Origin of the sequence: Kribbella sp. VKM Ac-2568 (genome assembly GCF_004345365.1) — a bacterium.
Lineage (GTDB): Bacteria > Actinomycetota > Actinomycetes > Propionibacteriales > Kribbellaceae > Kribbella > Kribbella orskensis.
Genome location: NZ_SLVF01000003.1, coordinates 197827 through 220500, shown reverse-complemented (window position 1 = coordinate 220500; position 22674 = coordinate 197827). Strand labels below are relative to the sequence as shown.

Annotated in this window: 22 protein-coding genes, 3 tRNA genes and 3 pseudogenes; 13 read left to right on the top strand and 15 right to left on the bottom strand. The window is 67.3% G+C overall.

Annotated elements, in window-relative coordinates:
• Positions 1 to 42: 42 nt before the first annotated feature.
• On the bottom strand, positions 43 to 477 hold the full coding sequence (locus EV648_RS08500) for a hypothetical protein (RefSeq protein ID WP_132287308.1): 435 nt from the start codon (positions 475 to 477) through the stop codon (positions 43 to 45).
• A 680-nt stretch (positions 478 to 1157) separates the two neighbouring features.
• Here EV648_RS08500 and EV648_RS08495 point away from each other — a divergent pair.
• Complete coding sequence (locus EV648_RS08495) at positions 1158 to 1856, top strand: histidine phosphatase family protein (RefSeq protein ID WP_241994972.1); 699 nt, start codon at positions 1158 to 1160, stop codon at positions 1854 to 1856.
• Between the two features lie 208 nt (positions 1857 to 2064).
• Here the strand turns inward: EV648_RS08495 and EV648_RS08490 are convergent, their stop codons facing one another.
• Positions 2065 to 2610: a hypothetical protein gene (locus EV648_RS08490; protein WP_132287305.1), complete on the bottom strand. Its 546-nt coding sequence runs from the start codon at positions 2608 to 2610 to the stop codon at positions 2065 to 2067.
• A 533-nt stretch (positions 2611 to 3143) separates the two neighbouring features.
• Here EV648_RS08490 and EV648_RS08485 point away from each other — a divergent pair.
• On the top strand, positions 3144 to 3575 hold the full coding sequence (locus tag EV648_RS08485; RefSeq protein WP_132287302.1) for a hypothetical protein: 432 nt from the start codon (positions 3144 to 3146) through the stop codon (positions 3573 to 3575).
• A gap of 323 nt (positions 3576 to 3898) precedes the next feature.
• Positions 3899 to 4378 (top strand): potassium channel family protein, encoded by a 480-nt coding sequence (locus EV648_RS08480; RefSeq protein ID WP_199234496.1) that lies wholly within the window; start codon positions 3899 to 3901, stop codon positions 4376 to 4378.
• A gap of 68 nt (positions 4379 to 4446) precedes the next feature.
• Here the strand turns inward: EV648_RS08480 and EV648_RS08475 are convergent, their stop codons facing one another.
• Together EV648_RS08475 and EV648_RS08470 are read right to left on the bottom strand one after the other, a co-directional pair.
• A complete protein-coding gene (locus EV648_RS08475; RefSeq protein WP_132287299.1) occupies positions 4447 to 4857 on the bottom strand; it encodes a hypothetical protein in 411 nt (136 codons plus the stop codon).
• Between the two features lie 473 nt (positions 4858 to 5330).
• Positions 5331 to 5711: a hypothetical protein gene (locus EV648_RS08470; protein WP_132287297.1), complete on the bottom strand. Its 381-nt coding sequence runs from the start codon at positions 5709 to 5711 to the stop codon at positions 5331 to 5333.
• Positions 5712 to 6838: 1127 nt separating this feature from the next.
• Here EV648_RS08470 and EV648_RS08465 point away from each other — a divergent pair.
• Positions 6839 to 7165 (top strand): annotated as a pseudogene (locus tag EV648_RS08465) (MarR family winged helix-turn-helix transcriptional regulator); the annotation flags it as partial.
• A gap of 4 nt (positions 7166 to 7169) precedes the next feature.
• Positions 7170 to 7382, top strand: coding sequence for a hypothetical protein (locus EV648_RS43900; protein ID WP_241994971.1), 213 nt, complete (start codon positions 7170 to 7172; stop codon positions 7380 to 7382).
• Positions 7383 to 7532: 150 nt separating this feature from the next.
• Here the strand turns inward: EV648_RS43900 and EV648_RS08455 are convergent, their stop codons facing one another.
• Entirely contained in the window at positions 7533 to 8177 is a 645-nt protein-coding gene (locus EV648_RS08455; protein ID WP_132287291.1) for a response regulator transcription factor, read from the bottom strand.
• Positions 8165 to 10108, bottom strand: coding sequence for a histidine kinase (locus EV648_RS08450; protein ID WP_132287288.1), 1944 nt, complete (start codon positions 10106 to 10108; stop codon positions 8165 to 8167). The genes EV648_RS08455 and EV648_RS08450 overlap by 13 nt, the downstream gene beginning before the upstream one ends.
• 135 nt (positions 10109 to 10243) lie before the next feature.
• On the opposite strand from EV648_RS08450, the gene EV648_RS08445 reads away from it, so the two are divergent.
• Positions 10244 to 11173 carry a hypothetical protein gene (locus tag EV648_RS08445; RefSeq protein WP_132287285.1) on the top strand — a complete coding sequence of 310 codons (930 nt, stop codon included), beginning with the start codon at positions 10244 to 10246 and terminating at the stop codon, positions 11171 to 11173.
• A gap of 15 nt (positions 11174 to 11188) precedes the next feature.
• A pseudogene (locus tag EV648_RS44695) lies at positions 11189 to 11308 on the top strand (tyrosine-type recombinase/integrase); the annotation flags it as partial.
• 142 nt (positions 11309 to 11450) lie between these two features.
• On the opposite strand, the gene EV648_RS08435 reads toward EV648_RS44695, so the two are convergent.
• The 4 genes from EV648_RS08435 to EV648_RS08420 all read right to left on the bottom strand — a co-directional run bounded on the left by EV648_RS08435 (position 11451) and on the right by EV648_RS08420 (position 13225).
• Positions 11451 to 11523 (bottom strand) — tRNA-Phe (locus tag EV648_RS08435).
• A 49-nt stretch (positions 11524 to 11572) separates the two neighbouring features.
• A tRNA-Asp gene (locus EV648_RS08430) sits at positions 11573 to 11649 on the bottom strand.
• A gap of 59 nt (positions 11650 to 11708) precedes the next feature.
• Positions 11709 to 11781: transfer RNA gene (locus EV648_RS08425), tRNA-Glu, on the bottom strand.
• A 244-nt stretch (positions 11782 to 12025) separates the two neighbouring features.
• Complete coding sequence (locus EV648_RS08420; RefSeq protein ID WP_132287282.1) at positions 12026 to 13225, bottom strand: hypothetical protein; 1200 nt, start codon at positions 13223 to 13225, stop codon at positions 12026 to 12028.
• A gap of 183 nt (positions 13226 to 13408) precedes the next feature.
• On the opposite strand from EV648_RS08420, the gene EV648_RS08415 reads away from it, so the two are divergent.
• The 3 genes from EV648_RS08415 to EV648_RS08400 all read left to right on the top strand — a co-directional run bounded on the left by EV648_RS08415 (position 13409) and on the right by EV648_RS08400 (position 15576).
• Positions 13409 to 13759, top strand: coding sequence for a metallopeptidase family protein (locus EV648_RS08415; protein WP_132287279.1), 351 nt, complete (start codon positions 13409 to 13411; stop codon positions 13757 to 13759).
• Positions 13760 to 14159: 400 nt separating this feature from the next.
• Positions 14160 to 14867 (top strand): hypothetical protein, encoded by a 708-nt coding sequence (locus EV648_RS08405; protein ID WP_132287276.1) that lies wholly within the window; start codon positions 14160 to 14162, stop codon positions 14865 to 14867.
• A gap of 280 nt (positions 14868 to 15147) precedes the next feature.
• Positions 15148 to 15576 (top strand): hypothetical protein, encoded by a 429-nt coding sequence (locus EV648_RS08400; RefSeq protein WP_132287273.1) that lies wholly within the window; start codon positions 15148 to 15150, stop codon positions 15574 to 15576.
• A 1-nt stretch (position 15577) separates the two neighbouring features.
• Here EV648_RS08400 and EV648_RS08395 read toward each other — a convergent pair whose 3' ends face one another.
• The 4 genes from EV648_RS08395 to EV648_RS08380 form a co-directional block, all read right to left on the bottom strand.
• Positions 15578 to 16306, bottom strand: a complete 729-nt coding sequence (locus tag EV648_RS08395; protein ID WP_132287270.1) for a polyprenol monophosphomannose synthase — start codon at positions 16304 to 16306, stop codon at positions 15578 to 15580.
• Between the two features lie 311 nt (positions 16307 to 16617).
• Entirely contained in the window at positions 16618 to 17202 is a 585-nt protein-coding gene (locus tag EV648_RS08390; protein WP_132287267.1) for an SIS domain-containing protein, read from the bottom strand.
• 22 nt (positions 17203 to 17224) lie between these two features.
• Positions 17225 to 18256 carry a LacI family DNA-binding transcriptional regulator gene (locus tag EV648_RS08385; RefSeq protein ID WP_132287264.1) on the bottom strand — a complete coding sequence of 344 codons (1032 nt, stop codon included), beginning with the start codon at positions 18254 to 18256 and terminating at the stop codon, positions 17225 to 17227.
• A 96-nt stretch (positions 18257 to 18352) separates the two neighbouring features.
• The gene (locus tag EV648_RS08380; protein WP_132287262.1) at positions 18353 to 18736 is read right to left on the bottom strand and encodes an STAS domain-containing protein; all 384 of its coding nucleotides are present in this window, start codon (positions 18734 to 18736) and stop codon (positions 18353 to 18355) included.
• A 151-nt stretch (positions 18737 to 18887) separates the two neighbouring features.
• Between EV648_RS08380 and EV648_RS08375 the strand changes: the two genes are divergently transcribed.
• The 3 genes and pseudogenes from EV648_RS08375 to EV648_RS08365 all read left to right on the top strand — a co-directional run bounded on the left by EV648_RS08375 (position 18888) and on the right by EV648_RS08365 (position 20801).
• Positions 18888 to 19316: a DUF305 domain-containing protein gene (locus EV648_RS08375; protein WP_255512831.1), complete on the top strand. Its 429-nt coding sequence runs from the start codon at positions 18888 to 18890 to the stop codon at positions 19314 to 19316.
• Positions 19316 to 20058: pseudogene (locus tag EV648_RS45120) on the top strand (SDR family oxidoreductase). Before EV648_RS08375 ends, EV648_RS45120 begins: the two are co-directional and overlap by 1 nt.
• Complete coding sequence (locus EV648_RS08365; RefSeq protein WP_370452708.1) at positions 20010 to 20801, top strand: DNA alkylation repair protein; 792 nt, start codon at positions 20010 to 20012, stop codon at positions 20799 to 20801. Before EV648_RS45120 ends, EV648_RS08365 begins: the two are co-directional and overlap by 49 nt.
• Positions 20802 to 21122: 321 nt before the next feature.
• On the opposite strand, the gene EV648_RS08360 is transcribed toward EV648_RS08365, so the two are convergent.
• Positions 21123 to 22622, bottom strand: coding sequence for a DHA2 family efflux MFS transporter permease subunit (locus tag EV648_RS08360; RefSeq protein WP_132287256.1), 1500 nt, complete (start codon positions 22620 to 22622; stop codon positions 21123 to 21125).
• Positions 22623 to 22674: the final 52 nt, after the last annotated feature.

The window sequence follows — 22674 nt, the reverse complement described above, 5'->3', positions numbered from 1 at the left end:
GCGGCTACGTGTCGTGCGCGGCCATGCATTCGTAGTGAGTGCTCATGACCTGTCTTCCCATGCGGGCCCTTCGAAGAGGATCGTGTTGGCGACCTCGAGGGCATCCACGAATCCGCCCTCGTCTGGGGAGTTGGCGTCGACCTGGACGACGAACACCCATCCACTGTCGCCCCACCAGATGTGTACGTCGTAGGCGTAGCGCGACCCGCGCTTCTCCTTGTTGATGACCCGATAACGCCAGTCGCCGATTTGGAATGGCCAGCTCCAGTACTGGGTGCTGCCGGTGTCGTGGAGGCAGAGTGGCGGCGGTATCACTATTTCCGCCGGGGTTTCCCGCTGTTCGGTGGCCCGCGCCTTCCAGGCTGCGGCTTCCTTTGCTACACGGTTCACCCGCTCGACCAGGGTTTCCTCGACGCCAGCGGCAACGAGGAGGTCGAGAGTCTGCTGGTCGTACGGGTCGATCTGCTGCTCGGCCATTGGGGTCAGTTTCCTGGTTGTCGGGTGCTCACGGCTGGTGCGGGTCACGCTGTCCACCGGCTTCGAGACGTTCCTGCCATCCGTGATGAGGTGGGTCAGGGATTGCATGTTCGTCGTGGAGTACTAGGTGCGCGCCTGGCTCGAGTGTGAAGCTTCGAGCAGTCGATGTCGTGGGACTGGCATCGGGAATCGAGTCGACAAACCTGGCCGACAGCGACACCTGGGACTCCCAAGGTGGGAAGGACCCACCGACCGCTCACTCTTCGTCATCACTGCGCTCGAGACCTGGTGGCCGCGAGCGGGCAGATTCCGATGGCCGCCAACATGCAGGTGACCAACGACAAACCCGCCCTCGATCCCTGGGTGGGAAGAGGACGGGCGGCGTGCAACCAACGTGCAACATCTAGCGGTGATTTGCGGTGATTCAGGGGGAGTGGCGGGATGTCGTGATCGCCGGAATCCCCGCTAAACAAGGGTGGTCAGGGGCGGTCCCGAACCGCCGGCCTTCCGCTTTTCAGTTCGACAGCGGCCCCCGGGAGGCTAGACAGAACCGTTGCCAGCACGTCCTTCCGTCGGGTCCTGACGCCCACTAGCGGTGGGTGTTGGTGTCCTGGTTGCGGTCACTCCTCCACCGTCACCATGGGAAGGCTTGTCATCTCTGACGGACCCAGGTGGGACCCGTGCAGAGCGTGAGAGGCTCTGAGCCTGCAAAGGTGGGTCGAAGGAGGGTAATGAGACACATCTACCTCGTCACGCATCCCGAGGCACAGCATCACGTTGACGGCATCGTTGGAGGCTGGCACGACTCAGATCTGACAGCCCGTGGGCGCCTGCAGGCCGAACGCATCGCCGAGGTCCTGGTGAGCAGGATCGGACTGCAGCCGGTCGAGGTCTACTCCTCTGATCTGAGTCGAGCCAGCCAAGCGGCAGAGCGAATTGCTCGGAGGTTCTTCGTCGAGGTTCAGACTGATGCGCGGCTTCGCGAGAGGTCCAACGGTGAGGCTGACGGGCGCCCCCAAGCGTGGCTCGCCGAGCGCCGCATCCCACTTCCGGAGTACGGCGATCGACTCGGCCACCACGACGGACCAGTTGGTGCGGAGACACGAATGGCATTGGTCGAACGCCTGTACCCGGCCCTCGATGACATCCTCCGTCGACCAGTCGCGAACCAGATAGTGGTGTCTCACGGGTCCGCATCGAGCTATCTGATTGCTGCCTGGATCGGCATGCCGATGACGTCGACAGACCGGGTCTTCTTTCCTCTGACTTCAGGCGGTATCACCACCCTCCTCCGCAACGACACCCACTTCAGCCATCAGGTTGTGTCTCTGAACGAGACCCAGCACCTGCAGGATCTTGGAGAGCCGCCGCTGGTGTGATCTTGGCCCCTCGCGCAGCATCTCGCCCGTATTGCCGTCAGACGGTGGTCGTCACAACAACACTGAAGCGGCTGACAGGCACGTGCGCTGGCGAGCGCCGGTCGCCGCGGCCCGGGCGGAACGGTGCTGACGTCCGATTCGGAAGGTTCCGGCCGGATCCGACGTCGTGGTCACTCCTCCAGCCACGACGTCGGATCCAGGGCAGCTGCTAGCTCAGCCCCAATGCGTCCGTCACGACGTCGCAGAACAGGGCGAGGTCGCTCTCGAGGTTGGGGTGAGGTCCCCTGTTGACGATGATCTCTCTGCTGACGAACTCCTCGCCGTTGAAGACCTCATGGAAGACGATGTAGCCCGCTCCCAGCAGGACGCTGCCGTCGGCCGTGCGGAGCTGTCCGGAAAGCCCGCTGACGATGAGCTCGTGCGTGTTTACACCCTGCGGGTCACCCGAGATGATCGTGTCGGAGACGGGCCCGGCGAAGTGCCGGATGACGGTGGTGTCGTTCAGCGGGTTTGTGTAGACGACGTTGCCCTGGCTGACATTGCGGTAGCCGACCGGCTGGTTGGGTGAGAGGAACTCCGTTCCCCTGATGGAGATCGAGACGTCCACCGCCTGACCGGTCCCGCAGAAGTCGCCGTCCGTGAACGACTCCGTGATGGTGAAGTGGTTGACGCCAGGTTCAGCCGCAACGGCCGACGGCGCTCCGCCCAGTCCGAGCGCGACGACGATCCCGACCACCAGTGCGAATCTACGCATTGGTCCCCTCGATTCTTGCTTCTGTCCGGGCGGCAGGACGCGTTCGGTCGCACCGAAGCCCGGCAGTATGAGTACCCCTCCCGAGCAGTGCGCGATCCAAGCGCCTCTGCCCGTGTTGATTCCACCCCCAGTGGCATCTTCTGCCATTGCACGATCACCGCGGCAGACATCCGCCGGTGGTCCTCACTCCAGCAAACGCCCGGCCGCGCGTCCTGTACACCGATCGAACCGGACAACCTTGGCCGGCTCCGATACCGATCGCAGGAGACAGCCTGGCTGGGCGAGGTGGTTGCACGATCTGCGGCACAGCCGGACAGGAGGTTACGGTCCTACCAGAAGGCTCGGCGGTTCTCAGAGAGATACCGCAGGTACGAAGTGTGGTCAGGGGCCGTCTCGAACCACCGACCTTCGCTTTCAGTTCGACAGCGCGCCCCGTCGTCGGTGGCAGCTACGTTGCTGACGCACTGCTTACCGTCGTACGGCGGTTGCCGCGGGCGGCCGGTGTTGCTGGACCCGTCGCGGAAACTGGACGCATGGATCTCAGCGGCATAAGTGAGCGCGAGTACTGGGCTGACGTAGCGAAGCGGCCCGGGATGTTGATGGGTCGAGTCACTCTCACTGACGCAATTTCCAAGGCCCGAATCAAGAGGGTCAGCGACGACGCGCGCAGCTGGTCGGAACCGTCGCGCCGGCATAGCGTTGAGGTCATCGCCCGCATCTACACCGCCTCGCGAGACATCAACGGGTACGTGCGATTCGTAGACGTGGAAGGTTGCGGCTGGGTTGCTAACAGTCAGACAGCGGTCGAGAGCGACGACGAGTTGGAGCAGTGGATCGAGGACGGCTTCGAGTTCGCACAGCGTGATCTTGATCCACATCAGCGAAGCACGCTGACGCAAACTGATGACCGAGCGATGCCGGACTTCAACGGCTGGGCTGCCGAGATCGATAGCCGCGACGACTGATCGACGGACGCAGTGACGGCCTCGACCAGTCCGCCATCCGCTTGGCTAGCAGTGATCCGCCAACAGATCCGGGATGTATGTCGGCCAGCTGACGTGCGACAGGCCTAGGAGCCCTGCAGACCACCTGAGGAGCGACCAACGCACGGATCTGACGATGAGCGGACGGGCATTGGAGGGTGCGGACCCGTCGTTCGCTACCTGCCGCGGCGTGGTGGTCATGTCGCCGAGAACCACATCGAACTTGACCGGGTTTCCCGCCGATGCCATTGCCGGTTAGCGGTGGGACGATCGTGGTTATTGCGTTCCAGGAAGGAGCGGGCGTCATGGCTCGTTTGTTGGTGATGCGCCGGTTCGACGCGTTCCGGCGCGACCCGCTGTCGGTGCGCAAGGCGATGGCGGTGATCGTGGCCGCAACGCTGGTGAGTGTGCTGGTCGGCGGCGTGCTGATCACCGTGGTTGATCCGGAGGAGTTCCCGGACCTGGGTAGGGGGCTGTGGTGGGCGTTGCAGACGGTGACCACGGTCGGGTACGGCGACGTGACCCCCGAGAACACGGCTGGGCGGTTGGTGGGGGCGCTGTTCCTGCTGGAGGCGATCGCGTTCGTGACGATCGTGACCGCGGTGATCACCTCCAGCTTCGTGGAGCGGGCGCGCCAGGAGCGGATCGCTGACTCCGAGACCGCGGAGGCGGTGGGTATCGAGCAGTTGGCTGCCCAGCTCGCGGAGATCACCTTGAGGCTGGAGCAGATCCAGCAAACCCTCGACCCCAAAGGATCGGCCGGAGCGCCCACCACGCCCAGATGAGCGTTCGCGCCTTCGGGTGGCGCGGTTGCCCTTCGCTGCGACCCGCAACGATCGGCAGGGAGGTCCCGTCAGTGCCCGGCCAGCAGGTTCTTCAGGGCGGCAATGATGACCGCGCACACAAGCACGGCGAGCGAGTACACCACGGCCCGGAAGAGGGACGCGCCAGCGCCTCGAGCTACGGCGAACCCGATTAGGGAGATCAAGGCGGCGAGGAGGAACTCGGCGCCCTCGAGTTCCACGGAGTCGGGCAGCAGGAGCACACCAACGGTGACCACCACTGCGACGCCGGCCGCGCCGACCAGCTGGGCACCAGCCAATTCGACATCGGAAGAGCGGACCTCGCCAGCCCCTGCCATCCGTGCCGAGACACGGAAGGCGAACCAGTGCGCGATCGCGAGGCCGAGCGTGATCCCCCAGACGAGTCCCCACACGTTGGTGTGCTCGACGGCGCTCTCCGGTATCGCGATCAAGGAGGCCATCAGGCAGATCGCACATAAAGGGCCATGGTCAAGGCTTCCTTGCGGAGCTCCAACCCGTGCTCACCCACGTCCGACAACCGGCCGGCAGGTCCGTCTGCCATGGCGCAATCGTCCCACTCAGGTCCGCGACCGTCCACGCAGCAGCCTGTTCAAGAATGGTTTGACATCCCCTCCAGACGCCGAGCATGCGATTCATCAAGAGGCGGCGTCTGATCAAGGCGGCCGAGACGGAAGTCGAGCGGCAGATTGAGGCGGATGCCCTGGCGATGGAGGTAGGCCAGCCAAGTGAAACAGGTACGGTCGAGCCTGATCACCGTATAGAAAACCGTGCCCCTGCGGTGCCCCCGAAGGGCCCTGAACAGCCGTCAACGACCCCTGACCAGTGAGCACGATCATTGCCCACGGTCGAGGGTCGTCGCGTGGTTCGGGCTTAGGTGAACGGCCTCGTAATGAGTAGGTCGTCGCCGGCCACGCTAGGTCGTTTGCTCGACGGAACGGGCCCGGTAGGCGGCCCAGGCGGCGGCGCCGGCCGCCAGCGGTAGCGCGATCACCACGCCGAGCCAGTCGGCGAGGAAGATGGACAATCCCACGTAGAGCGCGGTTCCGAGCAGCAGAATAGTCAGCCCTGCGTTCACGACCGGGTGAGCTCGCAACCAAGCGTTGAACCGGCCGTCGTACAACCCGCGCGGTGCGACCGCTTGGAGCCCCAGGCTTCCGCAGAAAAAGACCCTAAACACGACGTCGCTCGGTTCGTCCGCGGTGATCAGCCCCAGGGCCCAAATCACCGCGACCGCGCCAAGTACGATCCGAACCCAGCGCGGCGGTCGACTCGCCCGGCTCTTCTCCAGCGCCATGCCGTTCCCTTCTACCCGCCCCGACCTGGACCGGATCATCCCACGGCGGCGCAGTCACCAAAGCCCGCGAGGCCAGTGCTCATGGGCCAGGGTGTGCCTGCGTCCGCTCAGGCAATCGGACTCGCAATGGGAGGGCCGATGGTCTGGGTGACGGTGCGCGTGCCCTCCACGTGCCCTAATGGGTAGGCGACAACGGGCCCAGCCGGTCACTCACGGGGAGGACTCACCCACGTCCAGCGCTTGCTCTTCGCCGCTCAGCTGCACCGAGAAGCTGAACTGCCTTTGCAAGGCAGGACGCGTGAGGCCCAGAGACACGAACCAGCGCGTGCGATATCCGTGCGACAAGGGATGGTCGCTGAGGGGGACTCACGGGCAATGGCGGTCGGCCCAGGAGGGCCGGATTCACGCTTAGAAAGGGTGGTCAGGGGCGGTCTCGAACCGCCGACCTTCCGCTTTTCAGGTCGCTGGAATGTCGCACTCGGCTCTGTTGCCGAGCGCACTAGTCGGTGCTCGACGCCTGCCCAGGGCGGCGGCTGTAGCGACATGTTGCTGCACTGACTGCTACACCGCCCGCCCTGCCTCCCGTATGTTCCAGCCCTCTGCAATTCGGCTCGTGGCGGCTGGAGCAGACGGAAGTGATGGATGCCGTGCCACCTGACTTGGCTCACGATCGGGCTCTGATTCCGGATGTAGGCCTTGTGTTGGCGGCCGTCGGAATCTGCCCGCGCGCGTGGTCAGCGGCTGCGTGGAGACGGCCAGGCTCGTCACGGAACCGGCTCCGGGCAGGGGAGGACCGGCTCTGCCTGCCGGTAGCCCGACTAGGCGTATGGCATGGACGTGCTGGAAGCCGACACGTCTGACCTGACTCGTGCCACGCCGTGGTGACTTGACGGTCGGCAGGCCGGTGACCTGCGTCTTTGTCGCTGAGGTCGGGCTGTTTTGGTTACTAAGAACGCTGCTTGGATAGCCTGCTTGCGTGGCGTCGCGGTTTGTGCGGAGGGTTTGGACCGCGTCCGGGGCGGTCGCGGTGCAGATCGTGTCCAAGGTGCCTGGCGTCGTGGTGGGGTTGAGCACACCGGTTCGGCGCAGACCGATGCCGAGTTGGGGCTGGTGCTCGCGATCACGGGCCGCTCACCCTGAGCGCACTCGGCGGGATGCTCGTCTGCGAGACCGGTAACAGCCCCAGCCGACTGGTGGATCGCCTGGTCAGCCAAGGGCTGGTCCAACGAGACACCGATCCGGACGACCGGCGCTACCTGGCGCTGAGCCTGACCGCTGAGGGCAAAGCGCTCAGCAAACGCATCGTCGTGGCCGAGGACGCACTGCACGACGCCATCGATCAACTGGTCGCCGGACAACCGGTGGACGAGACCATCACCACACTGCACGCGGTCGCAAATGCCTTTTCCGCGGGACAGGCTCTGGCTCGGCGGCGTGCTGCCCAGGAGGGCTGAACCCATGGAACAAGCGAGTCTCGCCATCAACGGATCACCTGCCGACGTACTGCTCAACCCGCTCGCTCTGCCGTTGTGGAACGAGGCTTTCCTCAGCTTCGACGGTCCTGCCACCCCCGCTGTCGGCGTGCGGTACACACTGCCGGCTCGCCCCGGCCTGAGTGGTTGGCTGGAGTACACCGCGATCACGCCGGGCCGGATCGAGATGAGCTGGTAGGTTCCGGTGCTTCCGTGAGCGCGGTGAGTAGCTGCTCGAGGACGGGTGGTCACTCACTCGTTCGAACACGCCGGCCCGTTGGCCGCAGTACAGCGCTCCGCCTACCGCGGAACCGCCGCAGTACGCCTGGAGCGGTTGCGGGACAGGGTCCTAGGCGTTGCCTGAGGCCCGTAAATAGGTGAGCACCGCATGCACCCGGCGATGCGTGGCCGCCGATTCGTCGAGCGCCAGCTTCTGGAAGATCGAGCGCAGGTGACTCTCGACCGTGCGGTCGGTGACGAAGAGCTTGCCGGCGATCGCGGCGTTCGAGTGCCCCTCGGCGACCAGACCGAGTACCTCCAGTTCCCTTGGTGACAAGGGTTCCAGCTCCGATCGCCGGGGAGCGAGCAGCGCCGAGACGACGGCCGGGTCGAGCGCAGAACCACCGGAGGCGACCCGTTCGAGAGCGTCGAGGAAGTCCTCGACCCGGAGCACCCGATCCTTGAGCAGATATCCGAACGCCCCGGTCGACACCAACTGCACGGAGTGCCGGGTCTCGAGATGCTGCGACAGCAACACGATCGGCTGCTCCGGTCGACGCCGCCGGATCTCGCGGGCCGCGTCTGCTCCGTCGTCGGTCATCGTCGGCGGCATCCGCACATCGATCACCGCGACCGAGGGCTCGTGCTCAATGACCGCGTCGACCAGGCCGTCCGCGCCGGCCAGGGACGCCACCACCTCGTGCCCCGCGGCGGTCAGCAACCCGGCGAGGCCTTCCCGGAACAGCGCCGAGTCCTCCGCGATCAGGACGCGCACGGCAGCACCGCCTCGACCGTCGTACCGCCCGTTGGTCCACAGATCACAGTCAGACGGCCGCCGACGGAACCGACGCGATCCCGCAAGGCGGTCAGACCGGCGTCGGCCGGGACGCCGCCGATCCCGTCGTCGATCACCGCGACGTGCAGGCGGTCGCCCTGACGTTCGACGGTGATGCCGATCCGGGATGCGCGTGCATGCTTGAGGACGTTCGCCATCGCCTCCGCGACCACGAAGTACGCGGTCACTGTGACGACCTCGGAGCTTGTCGTCTCCTCGACGACGAAGTCGACCGGCAACGGGCACTTGGCGCCGAGCCGGGCCAGCGCGGCCGGAAGGCCGTCGTCGAGGCTGGCGGGCCGCACGCCGTGGGCAAGTCGGCGGAGCTCGGCGACCGTGGCCTCCAGCCGTTCGACGGCGAGGTCGAGATCGCCGGAGACCGGGTCGTCCGGCCGCAGCCGGTACTGCGCAGCCCGCAACTGCATGCCGATGGCAACAAGTTGCTGCTGGGCGCCGTCGTGCAGGTCGCGTTCCAGCCGGCGGCGTTCGTCGATCGTGGCCGAGACCAGGCGGCGACGGCTCTCGTCCACCTCGGTCAGTGCCCGCCGCAGCCCGATCCGGAGCCGGCTGACCTCGATCGGCAACCGCGCGGCCGACGCGGCCAGCTTCGCCCGGCGCAGGCGGCGCATCGAGCCGGGACGAACCAGGATGACGCCGATGTCCGCACTGGCGGTCCGCAGCGGCACCCTGACCCAGTCGCCGCCCGCCACCTGCCCGGTGCCCGTCAGATCCACCAGCCCGGTCCCGGCGGGATCGGCCAGCAGCAAGGTCAGCTGGGGATCCCGGACCGCGGACCTCAGCACTTGCTCGACCTCCTCGGGCTCGGCCGATCCATCACGCACCCGCATGACGAATCGCTCGATCTGCGCGACCAGAACCGTCCGGTCGCGGTCGAGCACCTTTCCGACCGCGCCATGAATCCTTCGATACAAGGGCAGCACCAGGACAGCGACCAGGAACACCGAGCCGGTCAGCCCGATCACGGAGTCCCGCCCGGCCAGGTACCCGGTGAGAACGACACCACCCGCCAGCAGCGCGGCGGCGATCAGCGTCGTCAGCACCCAGGCCACCGAGTCGCTCAGGATCCGGTCGATCTCGAACAGGTCGTACCGTAGTACCGCGATGGCGACGGCGGCCGGGACGAGGACCAGAATGCCCAGCAGGAAAGCCCCATAGGCCGCCTCGCCGATCAATCCGAAGGAGTTGACGATCCAGCTGGCCACCATCAAGGCCACCACGGCACCGGTCGCCAGGATCAGCCAGCGCAACTGTTGCTTCGTCCGCTCGTTCCCGCGCCGGTAGCGCAGTACGATACTGATGCTGCAGGCAACTACCACGGCCAGGAGGAACGTCAGCGCACCGATCATCAGCGGCATCGCGATCGGCTCCGGCACAAGCACGGGAGCCGTGAAGGCGTGGGGCTCGCCGTAGTCCATCGTGACGGTCATCGCCACGCCGACAACGAGGGCCGACACCGGGACGCCGACGGCGATGACCATCCAGCGGCGACCGGCGAGCAACCCGTCCGGGAAGACCAGCAGCAGCGCCAGAAAGCCGGTGAGCTGCCACGGCCAGCCGACCGCGCTCAGCGCATTGGCGAAGCCCGCTGCAGACCAGGACATCTGGCCCCAGGCATTGAGCGCGGGGATGACGAGCAGGGACGCGGCCAGCCAAGCCACTGCCGCGCCGACAGGTGAAGCAGGCGCACGTACTGCGAGTAGCCAGGCCAGCGCGAGAGGTACCAGCGCCAGCAGATAGACGGTCGTCGGCCATCCGTCGCCGGCCGGGTGGAGCGCGCTCAGGGCAAGGACCAGTCCGGCAGCGGCGCATACGGCGGTCGCGAGCCAGATCGACCCGAACCTGGGGCTCATACCCGCATTGTCCACTGGATTCGCCCATCCGGTGATCAGTGCCAGTACGGACCGTCGGATCAGGGCAGACCTCGATGCGCCGGACGACGTCGGCAGGTGACCTTGGAGTCTCCACCAAACTCCGGAGGGATCTCCATGATCGCCATTCTGACTATTCTCGTCGCCTTGCCACTCGGACTCCTGGTCCGCAATCGGCTGGCCGCCCACCTGATCTACGCGATCCTGTTCGCGCAGGTCTTCACCTTCCAGACAGCCACCCTGATGATGGAGTGGGTCAAAGGCTCCACTGAGGCCTTCCCCGCCGACCCGACCAAGGGCTCCTTCGGCTACCTGGCCTTCACCAGCACCATCTACGCCGTCGGCTTCGGCCTCATCACCCTCGGCCACTGGCTCCGCAACCGCCGCCGTACAGGCACGGACGCGAGCAATGCGGTCCACGCCACGACATCAAGACATTCGGGGAAAAGGGGAGGCAGTTCCATGGAACTGAAGCGCAGAGCAGCGATCGCCAGCGGAGCCGTTCTGCTCGCACTGGCGACATCGGCGGGCCTGGCCGGCCCGGCCGCGGCCGAAACGCTGGAGCACGAGCACTTCACAGACTCCAGCACCGACGTGGAAGAGGACTTCTGCGGTGCGGGCATCACCGTCCAGATCGACTTCCAGGTCGAGGGGAACTTCGTGCTGCACGCGAAGGGCCCAGAGGGACTCGTCTACTCCCAGGCGGCCAGCCACGGCACCGCCACGTTCACCAACCTGGCGAACGGCAACCAGATCACCAACGTGTTCAACTCGGCCGACAAGGACAGGAGAGTGACGGACAACGGCGACGGCACCCTGACGATCCTGGTCGCCCCGACCGGTGGCGACAAGTGGTACGACTCCGACGGCAAGCTGGTCTTCCAGGACAGCGGTGGCCTCTGGACCGAGATCCTGGTCGACGACGGCGGCACACCGACGGACCCCTCGGACGACGAGTTCATCTCCGCGCGGGAGGTCAAGGATCCCGGCAAGGACGACCTCACCAACGACAACTTCTGCGATCAGATTCTCTCTGTCATCGGATGAGGCGAGCTGGGGGAGATGCGCTTCCGTGACCTCCGCCACAGTTGCGTGACGCTGCTCCTGCTGCTCGGAGTGCCGCCGCACATCGTCCAGGCGATCGTCGGGCACGCTGACGTGCACGTGACGATGACGATCTACGCTCACGCGTCGCTGGAGGACCAGCGGAGGGCCCTCGACAAGCTGGCGGTCCTGCTCGCCGGATGGGGGCGTTCCTGGACCTGTTGCTGGACTAGCGGGAGGATCGGCGGTTCTCAGACTGAGAAACCGCAGGTCAGAAGGGTGGTCAGGGGCGGTCTCGAACCGCCGACCTTCCGCTTTTCAGGCGGACGCTCTACCAGCTGAGCTACCTGACCGGGAGAGAAAATTGGCGGCGGTGTGTGTTGACACCCGCCGCCACTCTCCTGGCGACCCAGACGGGACTCGAACCCGCGACCTCCGCCGTGACAGGGCGGCACGCTAACCAACTGCGCTACTGGGCCAGATTGCTCGATGATGTTACACCATCGTTCGAGCGGTGCTGACATCGGTCTTTCGACCGTATCCCCAACGGGATTCGAACCCGCGTTACCGCCTTGAAAGGGCAGCGTCCTAGGCCACTAGACGATGGGGACTCGGACCCGCGGGAGCCGAAGCTCCAGGGACAGCCGTAAGCATAGAGGAGACCGGCCCAGGCTCCAAAACGAGTTCCTGGCAACGCGAAAGACGGGGCGGGGAGGAGCGCGAAGGTCGGGGTGGAGCAACGCGAAAGACGGGGCGGGGAGGAGCGCGAAGGTCGGGGTGGAGCAACGCGAAAGACGGCCTGACCACGTGGTGCGCCGGGGGAGGGGGCCGGCGCACCACGTGATCAGGGGGTGATCAGTTGGCCGCGTCCGGGGCGATCAGCTGGGAGTACTGGGTGGCGAACAGCTGGTAGAACGACATCGCCGGGAGGATGTGGCCCTGCGGGCGAGCGCTGGCCGCCAGGCCGTAGGCCCAAAGCGCCGTACCCATCCGCTGGTTCGGTGTGCCGTGGTGGCCTTCCGCGGAGAAGCCGCAGTCGCCGAGCTGGTAGAACATCTGCCCGAACAGCTGGACGCGCTTCCACTGCATCGAGGCGCCGCGGGCGTGGGTGAGGAAGTACGAGCTGAACGCGTCCGCCATCAGCTCCGCCCAGCGCGAAGCCTCGGGGCCCGGCAGGTCCGTCCGCATCAGGTCGTCGGCGAACTGGATGTGGTGGCCGAACTCGTGCGCCAGGATGGCCTGCGGCGCCACGTCGCCGAGTCCCACCTTCGCGAAGCCGTCGAAGACGCCGTCGCCCAGGGCGATCCGCTTCGGTGCTGTGCCGTAGCTGCCGAGGTCTTCGCCGCCCGACGTCGCGTACGCGTTGAACGTGAACACCGGCAGGTCGCCGTACCCGAGGGCGGCGCTGTTGAGCTCCTTGGCGACGAGGTCTGCCGAGACTCTGGACTGCGCCGGGTTGAGGCCGTAGACGACGGTGAAGACCCGGTAGTTGACCTCGGCGTCCAGCATCGAGCGGCCGTGGGCCGGCACCATCTGGATGTCGCCGGACGGAATGTCCCAGAAGCCCTTCAGATCGCGGAAGGTGCGGTTGGCCTGGTTCGTGAACTCGCCGTGCGCCCCGTACGTGAACGGCCCGGTCTGCGGGAGGTAGGCGGCGTCCACGAGCGCCATGTTGAACAGCAGCACGTGCAGTACTGCGAGCCGCTGCTCGAACGTCCAGCCAGTGGTGTCCGGCAGGATCGCGTCGACCACCGGCGGGTTGGCGGCGGGGCAGTCGTACTGGGTCGGGTCGATCGCCTCGATCAGCGCGTCCTGCACCGCGTTGCTCTCGAGTCCGAGCTTGACCCTGACGGCGGCGGCGCGCTCGCGCAGAGCGGGCAGGGCATCCACGATCTGCTGGACCTCGGGGGAGAGGTTCTGCGGGCCGGAGGCGCTAGGCGCCGCGGCGACGGTCGCCACGGTCGGTACGGCGGCGGCTGGGAGCGGCGCGGTGGCCAACCCGAGGGCGAGGGCTGCGGTGGTGACCGCGGATGCCCAGAACGTGCGCTTTCTCATACTGATCTCTCCTGGAACCGGGGGACGGAAGAGCCGGCCGCCGGGACGCGACCGATGGCCGTCAGTATTCGCGGGGGTAGCGTTCGCTACGAGATCTCACCGTGTCAGAAACCGGCAAGTCAGGAACCTGTCGCGGCGGTGCGGAATGACAGGCTTGTACTCCGACCTGCCTACGCTGGCCGGGTGATCGAGATGAGCCGGGCTGATTTCGAGGTGCTGGTGTCCGAGGCGCTGGACCAGGTTCCGCCTGAGCTGGCGGCACTGATCGACAACGTGGCCGTGTTCGTGGAGGACGACGCCCCGGACAGCGACCCGCACCTGCTCGGCATCTACGAGGGCATCCCGCTGACCGAGCGCGGGAACTACTACGGCGGCGTGCTGCCGGATCGGATCACCATCTACCGCAACCCGACGCTCGAGATCTGCGAGACCGTCGAGGAGGTCGTCGACGAGGTGAACATCACAGTGGTGCACGAGATCGCGCACCACTTCGGCATCGACGACGCCCGCCTGCACGACCTCGGCTACGGCTGAGCGATGTCAGTTGCTGCAATCCTCCGGTGTCGGGGAGCAGCGGGGTCTCGCGTGTTATAACCTCTGCCGGTCGGAACCGGGGACCGACGCGTTCGACCCGCGCCGATCCGATGAGGCCTCCACCGTGAGCGACCAAACACCCCTGCCCCCACCCGAGCAGTACGGACCTCCGCAGTACGGACCTCCGCCGGGACACCCGCAGTACGGACCTCCGCCCGGCGCTGCGCCGCATGGTCCGCCTCCCGGACCCTCCCAGTACGGTCCTCCACCGGGGGCTCCGCAGTACGAGCCGGTGCCTGGGCCTCCGCAGTACGGACCGCAGTACGGGCCGCCGCCTGGCTACGGGGATGCGCAGGGGTTCGTGGGCGTGCCTCCGGTGCGGAGGAGAGGGTCATGGCTGTTGGCTGGGGCGATCGCCCTGGTGGTGGCGTTGATCGGCGGGGCGGGTGTGTTGGTCGCGAGCCGTGGGAGTGGGGACGATGCCGCGGCTCCGGCGCCCACCGGCTCTTTCACCGACGGTCTCTCCTCGGCAGAGCCGACGCCGACGCCGTCCGACGAACCCACAGATACGACCGAGCCCACCGAGCCGCCCAGTGAGCCGCTGCCCTCGCCGACCCCGCCGGAGAAGCGCCGCACGGTGAAGGACGTCGACAAGGGGCTGGAGGTGTACGACGACGTGTACGTCGATCCCGCGAAGGGATGGCGGAAGCTCCACACGACGAAGTACTCGATGACGCTCGCGGCGCAGGGCCGGGGCGTCGCGTACGTCGTCGTCTCCCCGGTCGGTTACCCGGCGGCCGCCGCGGCGCCGGCCATGGTCGGGATGGTGAAGACAGCCGACAAGCTGGTCGGCGTGCAGAGCGGGAAGGTGAAGACGCTCAAGCCGGTCAACTCGAATATCGGCAGCCAGGCCCAGGTGTCGTTCACGGGACGGTTCAAGCAGAGCGGCGCGACGTTCTCGGTCGCCGGCCGGTGTACGACGATGACCGGCGTCGAGTCGATCCACAACGTCACCGTGGCGGTCTGCGTCGAGGCCCGCAAGGACGACACCGCGGCCGCGTACCGCGACGCCAGCCGCATGCTCGCCTCGGTCGCGCGGTCCATCTGATGCACGAACCACCCGACCGGCAAACAGAGAACCGGCAACCGGAGTACCGGCGGCCCGGAGATTCCATCAGCAACACCAGGATCGCGCTGCTCGCCCTCGGCCTGCTCGTGCTGGTCGTAGGGCTCTTCGCCGGGGCCGGCGTCCTGGTCCGGCAGACGGACACCTCCGCCCAACCGGTGGCGGTCCGGGCAACACCCACCCCCGCCGAAGTGATCCCCTCCCGGACCCTCGCCGCGAGCCGGACCTCGATGTCGGTACGCCGGTCGAACAAGGCGTCTTCGTGCAGATCGCCAGAGGCTGGACGAAGCAGACCTACGACCACCTCGGTATCCGGGTCACTTCCTTCGAGCGAGGCGCCGAGGCTAGGTTCTACGTGGTGACGAACCCGGTCACCTCGCTACCGCTACTGCGCCCGGACGTGGATGCGTTCGCCGAGACGCAGGACCTGCGCGACGTCCGGTACGGGCGGGTGGCGTCCGTACCGCCGCCCAACCTCAACGTCGTGGAGGCAGCCCGGATCAGCTTCACCGGGCGGCGCACCGAGGACTACCTGGTCTACTCGCTCGCCGGCGAGTGCCTGCGGCTGCGTGGCGCGCCGACGGTCAACGACGTGAGCGTCAGCATCTGCTTCGCGGCCTATGTTCAGGACCTCGACACCGTGCGCGCCGAGGTCCGGCAGATGACCGGGTCAGTGGCCCGGTCGATCTGAGTCAGGAGCGCTTGAAGCGGAGTTTCCAGGGCATCAGGGCGGACTCGAGTTGCACCTTCAGGCTCATCTTGGACGCGCCCACCGTGCGCTCCTCGAACCGGATCGGCACCTCGGCGATCCGCATCCCCTGCCGGACGGTCCGGTAGTTCATCTCGACCTGGAACGAGTACCCGTTGCTCTGGATCGTGGCGACGTCGATCTTGCGCAGCGTCTCGGCCTTCCACGCCTTGAAGCCGGCGGTGGCGTCCTTCACGTGCAGCCGCAGGATCGTGTTCACGTAGACGTTCGCGAAGGCTGACAGCAGCCGCCGGTGCCAGGCCCACTCGGCCGCGGCGGAACCACCAGCGACGTACCGCGAGCCGATCACCACGGCCGCGTCCGTCGTACGGAGGGTGTCGACCATGGTCGGGATCACCGAGGCGGGGTGGGACAGGTCCGCGTCCATCTGGATCACGATGTCGGCGTCCTCGGACAGCGCGCGGCCGATTCCGGCGATGTAGGCGCGGCCAAGGCCGTCCTTCTCGGTACGGTGCAGTACGCCGACCTGGTCGGGCGACTCCTTGGCCAGTTGGTCGGCCACGTCGCCGGTGCCGTCCGGGGAGTTGTCGTCGACCACCAGCATCTGCAGGCCCGGCACCTTCAGGTCGGACAGCAGACCGGCCAGCACGGGCAGGTTCTCCCGCTCGTTGTAGGTCGGCACGACAACGACGATCTTGGCACTCTCACCCATGAACTTTCCTTCTTCGGGGGGACTCAGTGCGCCGCGCCGGTCGTACTCCGGCTTGCGGTGCCCAGGCACGCACCTCGCGGCGTTGGAGAAACGTCCACGATGCTCCGCATCGAGGACGCTTCTCCGCCTCGCGATGCACGCACCTGGACTCCGCAATCACTCGGAGTACGACCGGCGCGGCGCACTAGGACGCTATCGCATCAACCGGTCCGCGCCGGACAAGGCGCGAGGGCCCAAGGATGCCAGACCGGCCGGTACGTCGGACGGCCCGGTCGCGGTGGAGAGCGCCCGGGCCGTGGGGAGGGTGGGGTTCAGCAGGCGGCGGCCCACTGGTCGACCAGCTCGCTGACGAGGTGCAGCGCGACCAGGTGCATCTCCTGGATCCGGGCCGTCTCCTCGGCCGGTACGACGATCGCGAGGTCGGCCGCCGCCGCCAGGGCGATCCCGCGGGTCGAGGTGAACGCCACGGAGCAGGCGCCGGCCGACCGCGCCGCGGCGAGCCCCTTCACCACCGTCGGGGAGGTCCCGGAGGTGGTGAAGCCGATCACCATGTCCGCCGGCCGGGCCAAGGCCTCCACCTGGCGCGAGAACACGTCGTCGTACCCGTAGTCGTTGGCGATGCAGCTCACCACCGCCGCGTCCCCGACGAGCGCCACCGCGGCCAGGGGACGGCGCTGACGGAGATACCGGCCGATGAGTTCGCCGACCAGGTGCTGGGCGTCGGCGGCGGATCCGCCGTTGCCGTAGGTGTAGAGGACACCGCCGGATTCGAGGCGGCGGATGAGCTCGTCGGCGACCGCTTGGATCGCGTCCAGTTGGCTGTGCATCGCGTAGGCGACCTCGGCGTGACGGTCGAGCTGCCTGGCGATCACTCGGTCTACTTGAAGTTGTGTCATAGGCCGGTGGTACGCCAGAAATTCACTTTCTGGGAGCGGGTCCGGTGGATCCGCGGATAACAAGGCGTGGCGCGACCCTGATTACGCGCCGTCTAGCGGGAAGTTCGTCCCGAATCCTGGCCAGGAGGAGTTGCGCACAGCTACGGCCCAGATCCACTGTGTGCTGGTCCACGGTGGTGATTCCGGGCTGGACCAGTGACATCCATGGCACGTCGTCGTACGCCGCGAGGCTGATCCGCTGCGGGATTTTCAGCCTGCGAGCCTTCAATTCCGCCAGTGCGCCCTGGGCGAGCACGTTGTTCGCGGACAGGATCGCGGTGACGTGCTGCTGGTCGAGGAGTTCGCTGGTGGTCTGGCGGGCCGCCTCGGCGTCGAAGCTGGTGTAGACGATCAGGTTCTCGTCGAGCTCGATTCCGGCCGCCTCGTACGCTGCCCGGAATCCGGCGAGCCGGCCCGCGCCGGTGGACCACTTCGTCTCGTCGATCAGCAGGCCGATCCGCTCATGGCCGAAGCCGAGCAGGTGCTCGGTGAGCTCGCGGGCGCCGAGTTTGTTGTCACTCAGTACCGCGTCGCTGCCCGCCCGGCCGAGTTGCCGGTCGGCGCAGACCACGTGGATCCCGTTCTCCGAGAGCATCTTCGGGCAGCCCGCTGCTACCGGGGTCACGATCACCCCGGCGACCTGCATGGCCAGCAGGGTCTCGGCCGCGTGCATCTCCTCTTCGGGGTCACCGTTGTCGTTCACCAGGATCATCTGGTAGCCCTCGGACCGCAGTACTTCCTCGATCCCGGCGGCGAGATCGGCGTAGAAGGGGTTGCGCAGGTCGGAGATCAGCACGCCGATGGCGGTGGAGGTGCGGCTGCGCAGGTTCCGGGCCATGTGGTTCGGAACGTAGCCCAGCCGCTGGGCTACCTCCTGGACCCGCTCACGCACCTCGCGGGAGGCGTAACCGCGGGTGTGCAGCGCTCGCGACACCGTGGAAGCGGAAACGCCGGCTTCCCGGGCCACGTCCTGCACGGTGGGCCGGCTTGGTTGGCTCCGGGATTCCCCAGTCACGCCGTCATCGTAGGGGCAGGATCGGTCGATCGAGGAGCGCCGGGCCGATCGTGACGCTCTGGCAACGATTTCACCGGGCTCGGAGAGATCCGCGGGTCAACGCTCGCGCAGCGCTTCCTCGGCCGAGGAGAAAATCCGGAACTGGCCGCCAAGTCCGGTGACGGCGAGTGGCCGGTCCACCGGACGTCCGACCCCGACCAGGGCGAGGTCGATACCGTGCCGGCCGGCCAGGGTGCGGGCCTCGACCAGATTGCCGAGTCCCGCGGAACTGCAGAACGTCACCGCGGAGACGTCGATCAGGACCAGACGGGTGGGTGGCGCGATGGCCGCGCGGATCGCCTCGGCGGCGAACTCTGTGGTCGCGATGTCGATCTCGCCGGACAGCCGGACCAGCAGGACGCCGTTCTCCAATACCTCGGTGACTGTGCTGAACGTGGTCCGGATCATGCCCCCGTCGTTTGATTCGGGCTGGCTGGTCACGCGTCTCTCCCCCGGGGTGTCTCTCGCGGACGCCGGGCGGTCCTGGCGTGGTGGAAAACAGCCCTGAGGGCAACCGTATGCCCGAAGGCTCCGAGGCCACAACGGTTGTCACCGCAGTGACCCCGGAGCGTGACGTAGAACGTTTGCTGCAATAGTCCACCACACCCAGGCCCTGCAGATGGCCGAGTGGGCCCGGACCTCGGGGGCGAACCCGAAGGTCAGGTCATTGGCCGAGCGGATCCGGGTCGGCCAGAAGCCCGAGATCGAGGCGATGCGGCAGATGCTCACCGCCCGCGGCCAGACCCCGCCGAACCTCGAGCACGTCCAGCACCTGGATCACAGCGACATGCCCGGGATGGCGACTCAGGTCCAGCTCGCGGCGCTGCGGAAGGCGACCGGGACGGCCTTCGACGCCCTGTTCCTGAACCTGATGATCAAGCATCATGAGGGCGCGGTGACGATGAGCGGTGCGCAGCTCGAGAACGGCTCGGACCTCCGGGTCGGCGAGACCGCGGAGGAGGTCAGCGTCACCCAGACCAAGGAGATCGCGACGATGAGGCAGCTACTGAAGGAGTTGTGATGGGCGTACTGGACGGCAAGGCAGCACTCGTCACCGGCGGATCGCGCGGCATCGGTGCAGCCATCGTCCGCCGCCTCGCCGCCGACGGCGCGACAGTCACCTTCACCTATGCGTCCAATGAGCAGGCCGCGGACGAGGTCGTCGCCTCGGTCAAGGAAGCCGGTGGACAGGCCGTCGCGGTGCAAGCCGACCAGGCCGACCTCTCCGCGCTGTCCGAGGTCTTCGACACCGCCTGCGAATCGACGGGCGGCCTGGACATCCTCGTGTGCAACGCGGCCAGCGCCATGGTGACCCCGATCGCGGACGTCACCGAAGCGGAGTACGACCGGATGATGGCCACCAACGTGAAGGGTCCGTTCTTCGCGCTGCAGAAGGCCGGCCCGGTACTGCGGGACGGAGGGCGGGTGATCAACATCTCCACCTCAACACCGCGATGCCCGGCCCCGGGATCTCCCTGTACGCCGCGAGCAAGGCGTCGCTCGAGCAGTTCGCCGCCGTCGCCGCCCGGGAGCTCGGTCCGCGCGGGATCACGGTCAACTGCGTGTCTCCCGGCGCCACCGAGACGGACATGTTCCGCGACTCGAACCCGCCGGAGGCGGCCGACATGCTCGTCGGCATCACCGCCCTCGGACGTGTCGGCGAACCGGCCGACATCGCCGACGTGGTCGCGTTCCTGGCCGGCCCCGACAGCCGCTGGATCACCGGCCAGAACATTCGCGTCACCGGAGGGCTGCTGATCTGAACGCCGTCGGCGAACTGCTGCAGGCGATCGACGACGCGGCGGATCCGGCGGTCGCCGAAGTCCTGGCGCGCTACTTCCAACTGGGCCCCGGCGGCTACGGCCATGGCGACCAGATGATCGGCGTCAAACTCTCGTCCCTCCGCCCGCTCATCAAGCCCTTCGTCCGCGCGGGGTTGCCGCTCGAGGATCTGGAACAGGCTCTCGCCAGCCCGGTCCACGAACACCGGCTGGCAATCCTGTGCCTGCTGGCGGACCGTGCCTCGCTAGCCCTCAAGCCCCGTACTGCGAACCCGGCGGAGCTGGCCGCGATCTACGACCTGTACCTCCGCAACACCGCGTTCGTGAACAACTGGGACCTCGTGGACTGCAGTGCCGCGCAGATCGTCGGTGCCTACCTCCTGGACAAGCCCCGCACGATCCTCTACGACCTGATCGCCTCACCCGACCTGTGGGAACGCCGGATCGCTCTGGTCTCCACCCACCGGCTGATCACGGCCGGCGAGACCGACGACACCTTCGCCCTGGCCGCCTTGGTCCTCGACGATCCCGAAGACCTGATCCACAAAGCCTCCGGCTGGATGCTCCGCGAGGCCGGCAAACGAGTCTCCCCGGAAGCCCTGCTCACCTTCCTCGACACCTACGCGCCCGCCATGCCCCGCACCATGCTCTCCTACGCCGTAGAACACCTCCCACCCGAAAGCCGCAAGCACTACCGCTCCCTTCCCCGCAAGATCCAGCGCTAGACAGAGGCCACGACGTTGGTGACACGTCGGCCGGAGCAGTGACGGCTGTAGCCGATTCGGCGGACCTCGGACAGAAAATGGGGACCTCGGCCAGGAAATGGGGGCCTCGGACAGGAAAGGGGGGCTCGGGCAGGAAATGGGGGCCTCGGACAAGGAATAACCTGTCCGAGGTCCCGTCTTGGTGTCCCACCCCCCACAACCAACCCAACCACCGCTGCCATCTCTGCCATCGGTTGGTCGGGAGGTCCTGGCCGGCTACCGACATCGTGCCGATCCAGTTGGTGAAGCTCGGCCAGTTCCACCTGGTCGCGGTGCGGACCTTCACCGTGACGCAGTAGTCGAAGGGCTGTTGGCCAGCGGCGGCGCGTCCAGCGAGCAGTGCCGGCGGTTGACCTGCTCGGGGACGCGGGGCGTCGGCTGCGGCTGTCGCAACGTCACCCAGGCCACTGCCGCGCCCGCGGCCGCGAGCGCCGCCGAGATCCACATCGCCATCTGGAATCCCTGGTCGAAGGCCACCGGATCGCGGTAGGAGTCGCCGGTGATCCCGGCCGCCAGCGGGATCGCCGCGACCGCCATCAGCTGGGCGGACCGGGCGACCGCGTTGTTCACGCCGGATGCGATCCCGGCATGGTGGTCCTCGACCGAAGAGAGCACGGTCGCGGTCAACGGTGCGACCGTGGACACCAGACCGAGGCCGAGCACCACCACCGACGGCAGTACCGCGGTGAGGTAGTCGGCGCCCGGAGTGACCCGCATCATCAGCAGGAAGCCCGCGGCCATCAGGAGCGGCCCGATCGTCATCGGGATCCTCGCGCCGATCCGCTCGGAAAGCCCGCCCGCGTAGGTCGACAGACCCAGCATCAGCAGCGTCATCGGCAACAACGACGCGCCGGCCTCGAGCGCCGAGTAGCCGAGTGCCGTCTGCAGGTAGACGACCAGCAGGAAGGTCGCGGTGCCCAGTGAGCCGTACACGGCGACGGTGACGAGGTTGGCGCCGGTGAAGCGGATGTTGGCGAAGATGCCGGGCGGCAGCATCGGGTGCGAACTGCGCCGCTCGACCTCGACGAACGCCGCCAGCCCGGCGACCCCGATCGCCAGGGCCGAGATCACCACCGGATCACCGAAGCTGCGATCGCCCGCGCTGATCAGGCCGAACGTCAGCCCGGCGAGGCCGATCGTGGCCAGCGCGGCGCCGGCGAGGTCGAGTTTGCCGGTCGCCGCCTCGTCGCGGCTCTCCGGGACGTGGCGCATCGTGATCAGGACGGTGGCGAGCGCCAGCGGCAGGTTGAGCAGGAAGATCAGCCGCCACGAGCCGCTGTCGACCAGGTAGCCGCCGACGAACGGGCCGATGGCCGCGGCGACCGAGGTCAGACCGGACCAGGCGCCGACCGCCTTGGCCCGATCGGAGTGCTGGAAGCTGGTCTGCAGGATGGCCAGGCTGCCGGGGGTCAGCAGGGCGCCGCCGATGCCCTGCAGGATCCGGCCCGCGATCATCACTTCGAGGTTCGGCGCCACCGCGCAGATCAGCGAGGCCAGCGCGAACCAGATCACGCCGGCGACGAAGGTCCGCCGCCGTCCGAGCCGGTCGCCGAGCGAGCCGCTGAGCAGGATCAGCGACGACAGCATCAGCATGTATCCGTTGACGATCCACTGGAGTCCGGAGATGTCGGCGTTGAGGTCCTCGCCGATCTTCGGCAGCGCGACGTTGACCACCGTGCCGTCCAGGAACGCCATCCCGGAGCCGAGCGCCGTCGCGGCCAGCACCCACCTGGCCCGGGCGGTACCGAAGGCGATCCGATCCTCAGGTTGTGCGGCGACCATGACGACAGACTAGGGCCACAACCGCTCCCGGAGGACCCAGCCGATCGCTCCG